Below are 14637 nucleotides of genomic sequence, written 5' to 3' on the forward strand. Positions count from 1 at the left end.
ATGGTATAATGTGAGTATTATTGTTATTAGAGGAGTCTTGAAATGGAAATCATTCGCGATAAAGAATTTGTCAATCAGTATCATTTTGATGCCCGCAATCACGCGTGGGAAAAAGAGAACGGAATTCCGGAAACAAAATTGAAAGTTGACTTTCAATTGATTGAGCAAAATCGTGCAGAAAATCGAACATCTATGATTACCATTTTGCGCTTTATGATTGTACTAGATCATTTTGTGATTTCAGGTGCCATGAGTCAGGCCGTTCACTTACCAAATCGATTGGTAGAAGAGCCAACTGAATTTACTGATGAGGAAAAACGTGTTTTGGTAGAGCCTCTTTTGGACATTTTAAAACGAATGACTTATGAGGTTACTGAAATCGCCTTTGATGCACCAGGAGTGAATTTGGAGTTTTAATATGAAATTAGCGGTTATAACTGACTCATCGGCTGTTTTGAATGTTCAAAGTATTGAGCGGGATGACCTGTTTGTCCTAAGTATTCCAGTCAGCATCGATGGGGAAAATTATATCGAAGGACAAAATTTGACGGTTGAAGAGTTTTATCAAAAAATGGCTTCATCGAAAGAATTACCTAAAACAAGTCAACCGAGTTTGATGGAACTAGAAGAAATTCTGGCTAAATTAACAGAGAAAGGCTATACACACGCACTTGGCTTATTCTTGTCATCAGGTATTTCAGGTTTTTATCAAAATATTCAATATTTGGCTGATGAATTTGAAGGATTAACCGTTGCCTTTCCAGATACCAAAATCACATCGGCTCCTTTAGGTATGATGGTCGAAAATGTTCTCAAATGGGCTGATGCAGGACTTAGTTTTGAAGAGATTACTGGGAAATTGGACCAAGAAATTGGGAAGACTACAGCCTTCATCATGGTTGATGACCTCAATCATTTGGTAAAAGGTGGTCGCTTGTCCAATGGTGCAGCCTTGCTTGGCAATCTTTTGAGCATCAAACCGATTCTGTATTTTACAGGTGAGGGTAAGATAGAAGTGTATGAAAAAGTTCGGACGGAGAAGAAGGCCATTAAACGCCTCTTGGAAATCCTCCAAGAACAAACGACCGAAGGACAGTATCAGATTGCTATCATACACGCCAACGCACCTCAGAAGGCTGAAAACTTTAAACGGCAGTTGGAAGAAGCAGGTGTCGGTAGCGATTTACCAATCGTGTCATTTGGTTCGGTCATCGGTACGCACTTGGGAGAAGGGGCAGTGGCCTTTGGTATTTCTCCCATTATTGAATAGGAGTTTGCATGACAATTAAGGTAATTATCGCAGGATTCAAAGGAAAAATGGGCTCAACGGCTGTTGAGATGGTCAAAGGTGACGCAGCACTTAGTCTGGCTGCCTTGGTAGATCCATTTGCGACAGAAACAGAAGTAGACGGTGTTCCTGTTTTCAAGACCAAAGAAGAAGTTGCCAGTCTGGAAGCTGATGTCTGGGTGGATTTTACAACGCCAAAATTTACCTATGAAAACACCCGTTTTGCCTTGGAAAATGGTTTCGCACCTGTGGTTGGAACGACAGGATTTACCCCTGAAGAAATCGAGGAATTGACAGCCTTGTCAGCTGAGAAGGGCTTGGGGGGCTTGATTGCTCCTAACTTTGCTATTGGCGCTATCTTGCTCATGCAATTTGCAGCACAGGCAGCCAAGTATTTCCCAAATCTTGAAATCATTGAATTACACCACGATAAGAAGAAGGATGCACCGAGTGGTACGGCTGTCAAAACGGCCGAACTCATTTCACAAGTCCGTCAGTCACAGACTCAAGGTGCAGCGGATGAAGAAGAACTGATTGCTGGCGCTCGCGGTGCAGCATTTGACGGTTTCCGTATCCACTCAGTACGCTTGCCAGGCCTTGTTGCCCATCAGGAAGTGATTTTTGGGGCACAGGGCGAGGGATTGACCATTCGTCATGACTCTTACGATCGTATTTCCTTTATGGGCGGTGTCAATCTCGGCATTAAAGAGGTAGTCAAACGCTCACAACTCGTTTATGGTTTGGAACACTTATTATGAAATTAAACAATCTGCCTTCTGAGTTTCAGGAGGCTTTGCCGATTTTAGAGAAAATTAAAGCAGCTGGCTTCGAGGCTTACTTTGTTGGTGGCTCCGTGCGGGATGCCATTTTAGGCAGACCTATTCACGATGTCGATATTGCGACATCCAGCTACCCTCAGGAAACGAAACAAATCTTTTCACGGACTATTGATGTCGGAATTGAACACGGTACGGTGCTAGTATTAGAGGGGAAAAAGGAGTATGAAATCACGACTTTTCGGACAGAGGAGGAGTATGTCGACTTCCGTAGGCCGAGCCAGGTTTCCTTTGTGCGTTCCTTAGAAGAGGATCTCAAACGTCGCGACTTCACAGTCAATGCCTTTGCCCTGGATGAAGAGGCTCAAATTGTAGACCTCTTTGATGGGATGACTGACTTAGAAAACCGCACCCTACGGGCTGTAGGCATCCCGGCTGAGCGTTTCAACGAAGATGCCCTCCGTATCATGCGAGGTTTTCGCTTTGCAGCGACCTTGGACTTTGAGATTGAACCGACGACCTTTGAAGCTATGGTGCAAACCGCACCGCTCTTGGAAAAAATCTCGGTGGAACGTAGCTTTATCGAGTTTGATAAACTATTGATGGCGGATTTTTGGCGAAAAGGCTTGCGCGCTATGATTGATTCCAAGGCTTACAATTTCTTGCCTGATTTAGCTGGAAAAAGTGATGAATTAGAGGCCATGCTAACAAGTCTGACAGAAGAGTTTCGCTTTTCGACATCTGAACAAGCTTGGGCCCTGCTCTTTGTCTGCCTAGGTATTGATAACATCAAGTCCTTCCTGAAAAAATGGAAAACCAGCAATGATTTCCAACGCAGCGTGGTCAAGTTGGTAGAGATTTATCAGCTCCGCCAAGCAGGACCTGTTACCAAGCAAATCTGTTTCAAGTATGGCAAAGAATTCTTATACTTGGTAGAGGAACTTCATCAGGCACAAGGTTTTGTTACAGATTTTGCAGCAATCGATAAGATTGACCAAGCCTTGACTATCCACGACAAGCATGAAATTGTTGTCAATGGAGGACATCTGATGAAGGCATTTGACCTCAAACCAGGTCCAGTATTGGGAGAACTACTCAAAGAGGTGGAATTCCAGATTGTGGAAGGACAGCTGGAAAACGAAGAGCAAGCGATTATGACATTTGTGAAAGGAATCTTAGAGAATGAGTGATTTTATCGTTGAACACCTGACTAAATCTGTCGGAGATAAAACGGTCTTTGCTGATCTATCTTTCATCATCCATCAAGGCGACCGTATCGGGATTATTGGGGTCAATGGTACAGGAAAGACGACTTTGTTGGATGTTCTGTCAAGTCGTATCGGTTTTGACGGAGATGTATCACCTTTTCGTACCAAAAATGCTTATAAAATCGCCTATCTGACCCAGGAACCTGATTTTGATGAAAGCAAGACAGTTTTAGACACCGTTCTTTCATCTGACCTCCGTGAAACCCAGCTGATTCGTGAATACGAGCTGCTCTTATCTCATTACGATGAAACCAGTCAAGCAAGACTGGAAAAGGTGATGGCTGAGATGGATTCTCTCAATGCTTGGGAGATTGAAAGCCAGGTCAAGACTGTCTTGTCGAAACTCGGGCTAACAGACCTCAACAAAACCGTTGCTGAGTTATCAGGGGGTCTACGTAGACGAGTCCAATTGGCCCAAGTCCTCCTTGGCAATGCTGACTTGCTCTTGCTGGATGAACCGACTAACCACCTGGACATTGATACCATTGAGTGGTTGACGACTTTCTTGAAAAATACTAAAAAGTCTGTTCTCTTTATTACCCACGATCGCTATTTCTTGGACAATGTGGCGACACGGATTTTTGAATTGGACCGCGCCAGCTTAACCGAATATCAGGGAAATTACCAGGACTATGTTCGCTTGAAGGCAGAACAGGACGAGCGAGATGCCGCCCTTCGCCATAAGAAAGAGCGGCTCTACAAACAAGAGCTGGCTTGGATGCGCAGACAACCTCAAGCTCGTGCAACCAAGCAGCAGGCTCGTATCAATCGTTTCCATGACCTCAAAGGCGATTTAGCCAACAAGATAGACGATAGCGAATTGGAAATCAATTTTGAAACCTCTCGTATCGGTAAAAAGGTCATTAACTTTGAAAATGTCAGCTTTTCCTATCCTGATAAGCCCATTTTAAAAGACTTTAACCTGCTCATTCAAAACAAGGACCGCATCGGTATTGTTGGTGATAATGGAAAAGGAAAATCTACCCTGCTCAATCTAATCGCAGGCGACTTACAAGCAGACAGCGGTAAGGTAGATATTGGTGAAACCATCCGTATCGGTTATTTTTCTCAGACCATCAAGGGCTTGGACGAAAGCAAGCGGGTCATCAATTTCTTGCAGGAAGTGGCAGAAGAAGCTAAGACGACATCTGGTATGGTTTCTATCGCAGAACTCTTGGAGCAATTCCTCTTCCCACGTAATACCCATGGTACCCTGATTGAGAAATTGTCAGGTGGGGAGAAGAAGCGACTTTATTTGCTGAAGATTCTCTTGCAACGGCCCAATGTTCTCTTACTAGATGAACCGACCAACGACTTGGACATAGCGACTCTGACAGTCTTGGAACATTTCTTGCAGGGCTTTACTGGTCCAGTCATTACCGTTAGTCACGACCGTTATTTCCTAGACAAGGTAGCCAATAAAATCTTGGCTTTCGAAGATAGCGGTATAGAGACTTTCTTTGGCAACTACACAGACTATCTGGATGAGAAGGCCTTTCTGGCTTCCAGCTCTGCCATTTCCTTGGAAAAACCAAAGGAGAAAACCGAGAAAATCAAAGAGAACAAGAAGCGGATGTCCTACTTTGAGAAGCAGGAATGGGCAACCATCGAAGAGGATATTGCTGGCTTGGAGGAGCGGATTGCGGCAATCGAGGCGGAAATGCTGACCTGTGGTAGTGATTTTACAAAATTGTCCGATTTGCAGAAGGAATTGGATGAGAAAAACGACCTGCTCTTGGAAAAATATGAGCGGTATGAGTATCTGAGCAAACTGGAGGGCTAGATGAAAGTTCTTGTCATGTCATATATGGTCATCTATCTCTTGGTGACCTTAGGAGCGGCTTTGTTTAGCTATCTAAAGACCAAAAAAATGAATACATTGCGCTTGATTTTAACTATCCTATCCATGATATTGCTGACAAGCACCTTGTATTTTTATAGTCAGTCTTATCACGACTTGCAGATGGTGGGGTTTGCTCTGGGATTTACCTTTATTTCTACTCTTTTTCTCTATAATGGAACGAAAGAAGGTAGTAATTTTACGACAGTTATGCTCTTTTCCATTGGAAGGTTTATCTTACATATTCAATTTTTAATTTTGCTCTATCTTTTTCGATAGAGCAATTAATTTTTATCCGTACAAATTTTTGAAAAGGCTTTACGCAAACCTTTGCATTGTGTTATAATAAAGAAAATACATTTGAGGTGATGATTATGTCTAAAAAAATTATCGGTATTGACCTTGGGGGAACTTCTGTTAAATTGGCCATTTTGACTACTGAGGGAGAAATTCAAGAAAAATGGTCTATCAAGACAAATATTTTAGATGATGGAAGTCATATTGTTCCTGATATTATTGACAGTATCAAGCAGCGATTTGAAACCCATGGTTTGACAAAGGACGATTTCTTAGGAATTGGTATGGGCTCACCCGGTGTAGTGGATAGTGAAGCTGGCACTGTTATCGGAGCCTATAACCTCAACTGGAAGACCTTGCAATTGGTCAAAGAGCAGTTTGAATCTGCGCTCGGTTTACCATTCTTTATTGACAATGATGCAAACGTAGCGGCCCTCGGTGAACAATGGGTTGGTGCTGGAAACAACAATCCAAACGTTGTCTTTATGACGCTTGGTACAGGTGTCGGTGGCGGTGTCATCGCTGCTGGAAACTTGATTCGTGGTGTCAAAGGTGCTGGTGGCGAATTGGGCCATATCACAGTTGACTTTGATGAGCCATTTGCATGTACTTGTGGTAAGAAAGGTTGTCTAGAAACAGTTGCTTCAGCGACAGGTATTGTCAACCTCAGCCGTCGCTATGCTGATCAATACGCAGGCGATGCAAAACTGAAACAAATGATTGATGATGGGCAAGATGTAACGGCTAAAGATGTCTTTGATTTGGCAAAAGAGGGCGATGATTTGGCTTTGATTGTCTACCGTCACTTCTCAGAATACTTAGGTGTTGCTTGTGCAAACATTGCTGCAGTCCTCAATCCTGCCTACATCGTTCTTGGTGGTGGTGTATCAGCTGCGGGAGAGTTCTTATTGGATGGCGTTCGCAAGGTCTTTGCTGAAAATAGCTTCCCACAAATCAAGGAAAGTACACAAATTGTCTTGGCAACACGTGGTAATGATGCAGGTGTATTGGGCGCAGCATCACTCGTCTTGAAATAATCGTTAAAAGCAGGGGAAACTCTGCTTTTTTCAATTCCGCTGTCACATTTTCTTTATATACATATATTGAAAAATGTAGTATTTAAGCATACAATGAAAGTGTAAAGAGAAAGGAGTGTCACCTTATGAAACAGGTAAACATGTCTAAAATAATCAACTATCTGACCATTCTTGGTTTATTGATTTTGTTATCTGCTTTTTTCCTTGATAACTGGATTCGTGACTGGTTTTTCCCGTCTAGCTGGGGAAACGTAGCAACCATGTTGATTCTCCCTCTACTGGGGGCTCTAATTCTTATACTATCTATCTATTATAAAAAATTGTGGACTGGTTTGATTAGTATCTTCTTAATAATCTCATTTCCTCTGATATTCGGTATTGGCTACTTTATATTTGGCCCCTAGAAGGAGTGGTTATGAACCTGACTTTACTAAAAAGATTAAATCTAGTTTTGTATGGTATCGCAATTTTTCTCTTCGTCATGCTATTTTTGCCAATAGGACAATGGTTTGATATTGTAAATGTGAATTTTAAACTAACATTTTTTATCATTCCATTTTTCGGACTAGCCAGCTTACCAACGGCTATTTACACTAAAAATGTTCGTCAGATATTGTTGAGTGTTCTCTTGGTTGCCTTGTATTTTATATTGTTCAGCCTAATAACTGCCCTATCTGGTTTGTTCCACCTTAATTTTTATTCATTCTTTTTCAAATGAGAACTCCGGTGCAAAACTGGAGTTTTTTGCTAGAATTTGCTATACTAAGACCATGACTAAAGCAGATATTATTTTTAAAGAAAACATTCGTAAGATTATGGAAGAGGGCGTTTTTTCAGAAAATGCTCGCCCACGTTACAAGGATGGAAATGTAGCTAATTCCAAGTACGTTACAGGCGCCTTTGCTGAGTATGACTTGTCTAAGGGCGAGTTTCCTATTACAACACTTAGACCTATTCCAATTAAGTCGGCCATCAAGGAAATTCTCTGGATTTACCAAGACCAGACCAATGACCTGTCTGTCTTACAGGAAAAATACGGTGTCCAGTATTGGAATGACTGGGAAGTTGAAGGAACAGGCACAATCGGTGAACGCTATGGGGCTATCGTGAAAAAGCATGACATCATTTCAAAAATCCTCAAGCAATTAGAGGAAAATCCATGGAACCGCCGTAATGTGATTTCTTTGTGGGATTATGAAGCATTTGACCAATCCGCGGGTCTTTTGCCATGTGCCTTTCAGACCCTGTTTGACGTTCGGCGAGTGGATGGGGAGATTTATCTGGATGCAACTCTAACTCAACGGTCAAATGATATGTTGGTAGCCCATCATATCAACGCTATGCAGTATGTAGCCCTTCAGATGATGATCGCTAAACATTTTGGCTGGAAGGTTGGGAAGTTTTTCTATTTCATCAACAATCTTCACATCTATGACAATCAGTTTGAACAGGCTGAAGAATTACTCCGTCGCACACCATCTGAAGTTGAGCCACGTTTGGTCTTAAATGTTCCTGACGGTACCAATTTCTTTGATATTCGGGCAGAAGATTTTGAATTGGTGGACTACAATCCAGTTAAACCGCAGTTAAAATTCGATTTAGCAATTTAACTGGATTAGCAGTGAAGAACTTCGTTCTTGCTATTTCCAACCTTCAACAGTCTATACTCAGACTTTCGAAGCCAGTTAAACCGCAACTTAATTTTGACTTAGCGATTTAAGATGAGGGGGGCTTTCCAGCACCAGCGAGATTCACATTCTACGAATCTCGGAATCTTCCCTATCTCTGAGGAGTCGGTGATAGTTTCAACATGATAAAAATTTGCGCTTGGCCTACTTGGTAAGTGCATTTTTCATGTTTTTTTGATAGAATGATAGGACGGAAAGTGAGAGAAAATGACTAAAAAGATTGTTGCCATTTGGGCTCAAGATGAAAATGGATTGATTGGAAAAGGTGATAGACTTCCTTGGTCATTGCCAGCTGACTTAGCTCATTTCAAAAAAACGACAACAGGTCACACGATGGTGATGGGACGTATAACTTTCGACGGCATGGGTAAACGTGCTCTTCCTAATCGTCACACCATCGTTTTGACAACGGATAAAACCTATCAACTAGAGAGTGAACGTATTACCATTTTACACAGTGTGGAAGATGTTCTAGATTGGTATAACAAACAGGAGCAGACACTATTTGTGATTGGTGGGGGACAAATTTTTACTGCTTTTGCACCTTACATTGAAACATTAATAGTGACAGATATTCACGGTCAATTTAATGGCGATGTGTATTTTCCGAAAGCATTTCCTATGGAGAAATTTCAGCTACAAAGCGCCAATTTACGTCCAAAAGACGAGAAAAACCCGTATGATTTTACAATAAAAACCTATGAAAGAAGAGATGGTTAGGCATGGAGAGAAGTTTATTCGGTTTATTTACAGCATTTCTCTGTGGGATTTGTGTTCTTTGTGCGATTCAAGCCTTTCGGAAGAAACGTTTTGGTTTAGCAATTTTATTTTTACTGAATGCTTTTACCAATCTGGTCAATAGTATTCACGCCATTTATGGATTTTTATTTAGATAAGAGATATGAAAGAGGAAACACATGGCTGTTAAGCATACACATGAGCTAATCTATTGCTCATTTTGCGGAAAAAATCAAGAAGAAGTTAAAAAAATTATCGCAGGGAACAATGTCTTCATTTGTAATGAGTGCGTGGAACTAGCACAGGAAATCATTCGTGAGGAACTGGCAGAAGAAGTTTTGACAGACTTGGCCGATACGCCAAAGCCACAAGAATTACTCAATATCCTGAACAACTACGTCATCGGACAGGATCGTGCAAAACGTGCTTTAGCAGTAGCCGTTTACAACCACTACAAACGTATCAATTTCCAAGATAGCCGTGATGAGAACGATGTTGATTTGCAAAAATCAAATATCCTCATGATTGGCCCGACTGGTTCAGGAAAAACCTTCCTAGCTCAGACCTTGGCTAAAAGTTTGAATGTCCCGTTTGCTATTGCTGATGCGACCGCTCTTACTGAGGCAGGTTATGTTGGTGAAGACGTAGAAAATATCCTCCTCAAACTTTTGCAGGCTGCAGACTTTAACATCGACCGTGCAGAAAGAGGAATTATCTATGTAGATGAAATTGATAAGATTGCCAAAAAAGGTGAAAATGTGTCCATTACCCGCGATGTATCTGGTGAAGGTGTCCAGCAAGCTCTCCTAAAAATTATCGAGGGAACTGTGGCCAGCGTACCACCACAAGGCGGACGTAAACATCCAAACCAAGAAATGATTCACGTGGACACCAAAAATATCCTGTTTATCGTTGGCGGTGCATTTGATGGTATCGAAGAAATCGTCAAACAGCGTCTCGGTGAAAAAATCATCGGTTTTGGTCATAATAATCGTGCTATTGATGAAAAAGAATCATACATGCAACATATCATTGCAGACGATATTCAAAAATTCGGTATCATTCCAGAGTTGATTGGTCGCTTGCCTGTATTCGCAGCTTTGGACCAATTGACAACAGAGGATTTGGTACGCATTTTGACGGAACCGAAGAATGCTCTTGTAAAACAATACCAGACACTCTTGTCTTATGATGACGTGGAGCTTGACTTTGATGAGGACGCCTTGTTAGCAATTGCAGAAAAAGCAATTGAACGTAAAACTGGTGCTCGTGGACTTCGCTCTATCATTGAAGAAACGATGTTGGATGTCATGTTTGAGGTGCCAGGTCAAGATAACGTTAAACGCGTTCGTGTAACAAAAGCAGCAGTAGACGGTAAAGAAAAGCCTTTACTAGAAACTGCATAAAAAAATAAAGGGTGGAAACTGATTGTTTTCTACCCTTATTTATGAAAGGTATAAAATGGAAATCAACACACATAATGCTGAGATTTTGCTCAGTGCTGTTTCAAAAGCCCAGTATCCGGGCTATGACATTCCAGAAATTGCCCTTGCCGGGCGATCTAACGTTGGAAAGTCCTCATTTATCAATACTCTTCTAGGAAGAAAAAATCTTGCACGTACGTCAGGAAAACCAGGAAAGACTCAACAACTCAATTTTTATAATATAGATGATAAAATTCGATTTGTAGATGTTCCAGGTTATGGCTATGCTAAAGTATCCAAAACGGAGCGCGCTAAGTGGGGCAAAATGATTGAAGAGTATTTGACGACACGAGAAAATCTACGTGTTGTGGTGAGTTTAGTAGACATGCGTCATGAGCCATCAGCAGATGATGTTCAAATGTATGATTTCTTGAAATATTATGAAATTCCTGTTATTATTGTGGCAACGAAGGCTGATAAAATCCCACGAGGAAAGTGGAATAAGCACGAATCGATGATTAAAAAGAAATTGGATTTTGATAAAAATGATCAATTCGTTATCTTTTCTTCTGAGACTCGTCACGGATACGATCAGGCATGGGATGCTATCTTAAGTAACATCTAATAAACAGTTCAGGAGAAAAATCATGGAACGTACTTTCTTCATCATCAAACCAGATGCTCTTAAGCGTGGACTTGCAGGACAAATTCTTTCACGTATCGAACGCAGGGGATTTCAAATCCGAGATTTAAAAATGGTTACAGCGACAGAAGAGCTAATCAGTCAACATTATGAACAGTTGACAGATAAACCTTTCTTCCCGCAATTAGTACAATATATGACGAGCGGGCCGATGATAGCTGGCATTATAGAAGGGCCAGAAATTATCAAATCTTGGCGAGATATGATGGGAGCTACCAATCCAGTAAACGCCCTACCTGGGACTATTCGTGGAGATTTTGCGACAGCGCCCGTTGAGGGAATTGTGGCAAATGTCGTTCATGGCTCAGATAGTGCAGAAGCAGCCGAACGCGAGATCGGTCTTTGGCTGGGAAAATAGCAGAGCAGACACCTAGTTTTCTAGGTGTTTTTCTTTGATAAATTGGTGAAAAAACTGATTAGTGGTATAATGAAAAAAAGCAATAATAGAGAGGTTATTCACCATGGGGCAAGGAACAACGATTAGTCTTATCAAAGAAGAAATTATTCAACAGGAAAAGCAAATTGAAGGTATACTTTTGGAGATTGAGAACTTGCGGATTATGAAGAAGCAGTGTAAAAATTGGTTGTTTTTTGCTATAACGATGCTGTTCTTCTCTGTCATTGTATTCAAAGGGATGTTTCTTGTTATTATGGTATTTCTTTGTTTCATGTATGTAGTAACATCATATTTCCAATCGGATAGATGTGATGGATTAATTAGCCATTATAAAAATGAGATTGATTCTATAGAGGAGGCTATCAATAAAAATAGAGAATTCATTGCTAAGTACAAATATTTTTCGCATTTTTATGTAGCAGGTACGCAATATAGGGAAGATCGTTTTGAGCCAATGAGGGTGTTAAGATGTCTGACGTACGGCGGAGAAACTACAGATGTCAAGTTAGTTCGTGAGCCAGATAATAAGTATGACCCAAATGCAGTTAAAGTACTTGTATGTGGTTATTTTGTTGGCTATATCCCTAAAACTGCTTCTGAGGAAGTTTCCCGACTAATCGATAGAGGGGAAAAGTTGAACTTGTCAGTAGATATGGAAAGACAAGGGAGTTATGATAAAGGTTATCGTGCTTATTACGAACTGACAATTTACGTTTTAAATGATGAAAAATTGTAATTATTAAATTCATTAAAAATATATCGAGTTTATGTGGGACAAGTAATAAAATCAGAAATTAACTCTTTGATATATTAACTGGAATTTATATATCGAAAATTAATGGCTCCATACCTTTAATCAAACAATAATTCCTTGTTTCAGTCTTATTTTATGACCGACTAGAACTTACTTTGGGAATTTACTCGTAACAATAACCTATATTTCTAGGTGTTTTTCTTATGGAAAATTATCACTAAATCTGATATAATGAGGAGTAATACCCTTGTAGAGGAAGAAACATGAATTTAGAAGATTTGAAAAAACGACAGGAGAAAATTCGTAATTTCTCCATTATTGCCCACATCGACCATGGTAAATCAACCTTGGCTGACCGTATTCTTGAGAAGACGGAAACAGTTTCCAGCCGTGAAATGCAAGCCCAGTTGCTGGATAGTATGGACTTGGAACGCGAGCGTGGTATCACAATTAAACTCAACGCAATCGAACTCAACTATACAGCTAAAGATGGAGAGACATACATTTTCCACTTGATTGACACACCAGGACACGTGGATTTTACCTATGAGGTATCGCGTTCGTTGGCTGCCTGTGAAGGAGCGATTTTAGTGGTGGATGCTGCTCAAGGGATTGAAGCACAGACCTTGGCCAACGTTTATCTAGCCTTGGACAATGATTTGGAAATCTTGCCAATCATTAACAAGATTGACCTGCCAGCAGCAGACCCAGAACGTGTTCGTCAGGAAATCGAAGATGTGATTGGTTTGGATGCTTCTGAAGCAGTGCCAACATCAGCCAAGGCAGGTATTGGTATCGAGGAAATCTTGGAGCAGATTGTCGAGAAGGTTCCAGCACCGACTGGTGATGTCGAAGCTCCATTGCAAGCCTTGATTTTTGACTCGGTTTACGATCCGTATCGAGGCGTTATCCTCCAAGTTCGTATCGTCAATGGTGTGGTAAAACCTGGTGACACCATTCAGATGATGAGCAATGGTAAGACTTTCGATGTGACGGAAGTGGGGATTTTCACACCCAAAGCAATCGGTCGTGATTATTTGGCGACTGGTGATGTTGGTTACATTGCAGCCTCTATCAAGACCGTTGCAGATACCCGTGTCGGTGATACGGTAACCTTGGCAGAAAATCCTGCCAGCGAGCCACTAGCGGGCTACAAGCAGATGAATCCAATGGTCTTTGCAGGTATCTATCCAATCGATTCCAACAAGTACAATGACCTCCGTGAAGCCTTGGAAAAACTCCAACTCAACGATGCCAGCTTGCAGTTTGAGCCAGAAACATCGCAGGCACTCGGATTTGGTTTCCGTTGTGGATTCTTGGGCCTCTTGCACATGGATGTTATCCAAGAACGGATTGAGCGTGAGTTTAACATTGACCTCATCATGACAGCACCGTCGGTGGTTTACCATGTCAACATGACGGACGGTGAAATGATTGATGTAGCCAACCCATCCGAATTCCCAGACCCAACAAAGATTGCCACTATCGAAGAGCCTTACGTTAAGGCACAAATCATGGTACCACAGGAATACGTCGGTGCAGTCATGGAATTGGCCCAACGCAAACGCGGTGACTTTGTGACTATGGATTACATCGATGATAATCGTGTCAATGTCATCTACCAAATTCCACTTGCGGAGATTGTTTTTGACTTCTTTGATAAGCTTAAGTCGTCCACTCGTGGTTATGCCAGCTTCGACTATGAGATTTCTGAATACCGTTCATCCAAGTTGGTGAAAATGGATATTCTCCTCAATGGTGACAAGGTCGATGCCCTCAGCTTTATCGTCCACAAGGAATTTGCCTACGAACGTGGGAAAATTATCGTGGACAAACTCAAGAAAATCATTCCCCGTCAACAGTTTGAAGTACCAATACAAGCAGCTATCGGTCAGAAAATTGTTGCCCGTAGCGACATCAAGGCTCTTCGGAAGAACGTTTTGGCCAAGTGTTATGGTGGTGACGTTTCCCGTAAACGCAAACTCCTAGAAAAGCAAAAAGCTGGTAAAAAACGGATGAAAGCCATCGGCTCTGTCGAAGTTCCACAAGAAGCCTTCCTCAGTGTTCTCAGCATGGATGAAGACGATAAGAAATAAACTTGATACAAAGAAACACTCCTGCATTTTCTTGCAAGAGTGTTTTCTCTTATTTACGTTTCATTTCACCTTGTGGGTAGTAGGTCCCTTCAGGCATATCATTGATGAAGACATGAATGGCTTCTTTGGGCGCATTAGTATTGCGTGATACCACCTCAGTTACTTCACGCGCAAGGGCAATTTTTTGTTCTTCTGTGCGTCCTTCAAACAAATCAATACGTACAAATGGCATATATTTCCTCCTTTATTTTTCGTTTATTGTACCATAGTTTTTATGATTCTCCAAGGATATTTTCATAAGATATAACAAAATATATTTATATTTTGTTAT

General features: G+C 41.3%; 17 protein-coding genes. 16 read left to right on the forward strand and 1 reads right to left on the reverse strand.

All coding sequences use genetic code 11. From position 1 onward, the window contains the following. The first annotated feature begins 42 nt into the window (after positions 1–42). The 16 genes from YYK_RS03915 (at position 43) to lepA (ending at position 14306) form a co-directional block, all read left to right on the forward strand. Positions 43–417 carry a DUF1149 family protein gene (locus YYK_RS03915; RefSeq protein ID WP_002934959.1) on the forward strand — a complete coding sequence of 125 codons (375 nt, stop codon included), beginning with the start codon at positions 43–45 and terminating at the stop codon, positions 415–417. 1 nt (position 418) lies between these two features. After that, positions 419–1270 carry a DegV family protein gene (locus tag YYK_RS03920; RefSeq protein WP_011922353.1) on the forward strand — a complete coding sequence of 284 codons (852 nt, stop codon included), beginning with the start codon at positions 419–421 and terminating at the stop codon, positions 1268–1270. Between the two features lie 8 nt (positions 1271–1278). Next, a complete protein-coding gene (gene dapB, locus YYK_RS03925) occupies positions 1279–2046 on the forward strand; it encodes a 4-hydroxy-tetrahydrodipicolinate reductase (protein ID WP_011922354.1) in 768 nt (255 codons plus the stop codon). Further along, positions 2043–3254 (forward strand): CCA tRNA nucleotidyltransferase, encoded by a 1212-nt coding sequence (locus tag YYK_RS03930; RefSeq protein ID WP_011922355.1) that lies wholly within the window; start codon positions 2043–2045, stop codon positions 3252–3254. The genes dapB and YYK_RS03930 overlap by 4 nt, the downstream gene beginning before the upstream one ends. Continuing rightward, positions 3247–5115 (forward strand): ABC-F family ATP-binding cassette domain-containing protein, encoded by a 1869-nt coding sequence (locus tag YYK_RS03935; RefSeq protein WP_012775435.1) that lies wholly within the window; start codon positions 3247–3249, stop codon positions 5113–5115. The genes YYK_RS03930 and YYK_RS03935 overlap by 8 nt, the downstream gene beginning before the upstream one ends. Next, positions 5116–5451, forward strand: a complete 336-nt coding sequence (locus tag YYK_RS03940) for a hypothetical protein (protein WP_002934966.1) — start codon at positions 5116–5118, stop codon at positions 5449–5451. It begins immediately after the preceding gene. 95 nt (positions 5452–5546) lie between these two features. Beyond that, complete coding sequence (locus YYK_RS03945) at positions 5547–6506, forward strand: ROK family glucokinase (RefSeq protein ID WP_012775086.1); 960 nt, start codon at positions 5547–5549, stop codon at positions 6504–6506. Positions 6507–6631: 125 nt separating this feature from the next. Next, positions 6632–6910 (forward strand): hypothetical protein, encoded by a 279-nt coding sequence (locus YYK_RS03950; RefSeq protein ID WP_012775087.1) that lies wholly within the window; start codon positions 6632–6634, stop codon positions 6908–6910. Between the two features lie 11 nt (positions 6911–6921). Further along, positions 6922–7224, forward strand: coding sequence for a hypothetical protein (locus YYK_RS03955; RefSeq protein WP_012775088.1), 303 nt, complete (start codon positions 6922–6924; stop codon positions 7222–7224). A 52-nt stretch (positions 7225–7276) separates the two neighbouring features. Continuing rightward, positions 7277–8116: a thymidylate synthase gene (locus tag YYK_RS03960; RefSeq protein ID WP_011922359.1), complete on the forward strand. Its 840-nt coding sequence runs from the start codon at positions 7277–7279 to the stop codon at positions 8114–8116. Positions 8117–8401: 285 nt separating this feature from the next. Then, positions 8402–8914, forward strand: a complete 513-nt coding sequence (locus tag YYK_RS03965) for a dihydrofolate reductase (RefSeq protein ID WP_011922360.1) — start codon at positions 8402–8404, stop codon at positions 8912–8914. 197 nt (positions 8915–9111) lie between these two features. Continuing rightward, on the forward strand, positions 9112–10338 hold the full coding sequence (clpX, locus tag YYK_RS03975) for an ATP-dependent Clp protease ATP-binding subunit ClpX (protein ID WP_002934974.1): 1227 nt from the start codon (positions 9112–9114) through the stop codon (positions 10336–10338). Between the two features lie 55 nt (positions 10339–10393). Further along, entirely contained in the window at positions 10394–10981 is a 588-nt protein-coding gene (yihA, locus tag YYK_RS03980) for a ribosome biogenesis GTP-binding protein YihA/YsxC (protein ID WP_012775089.1), read from the forward strand. A 22-nt stretch (positions 10982–11003) separates the two neighbouring features. Further along, positions 11004–11417, forward strand: a complete 414-nt coding sequence (ndk, locus tag YYK_RS03985) for a nucleoside-diphosphate kinase (protein ID WP_012028095.1) — start codon at positions 11004–11006, stop codon at positions 11415–11417. Between the two features lie 103 nt (positions 11418–11520). Next, positions 11521–12192: an HIRAN domain-containing protein gene (locus YYK_RS03990; protein WP_012775626.1), complete on the forward strand. Its 672-nt coding sequence runs from the start codon at positions 11521–11523 to the stop codon at positions 12190–12192. Between the two features lie 281 nt (positions 12193–12473). Then, on the forward strand, positions 12474–14306 hold the full coding sequence (gene lepA, locus YYK_RS03995; protein ID WP_002943192.1) for a translation elongation factor 4: 1833 nt from the start codon (positions 12474–12476) through the stop codon (positions 14304–14306). A 49-nt stretch (positions 14307–14355) separates the two neighbouring features. Here the strand turns inward: lepA and YYK_RS04000 are convergent, their stop codons facing one another. Then, positions 14356–14538, reverse strand: coding sequence for a 4-oxalocrotonate tautomerase (locus tag YYK_RS04000; protein ID WP_002934978.1), 183 nt, complete (start codon positions 14536–14538; stop codon positions 14356–14358). Positions 14539–14637 lie beyond the last annotated feature (99 nt).

The organism is Streptococcus suis S735 (assembly GCF_000294495.1).
In the GTDB taxonomy this organism is placed as follows: Bacteria; Bacillota; Bacilli; order Lactobacillales; family Streptococcaceae; genus Streptococcus; species Streptococcus suis.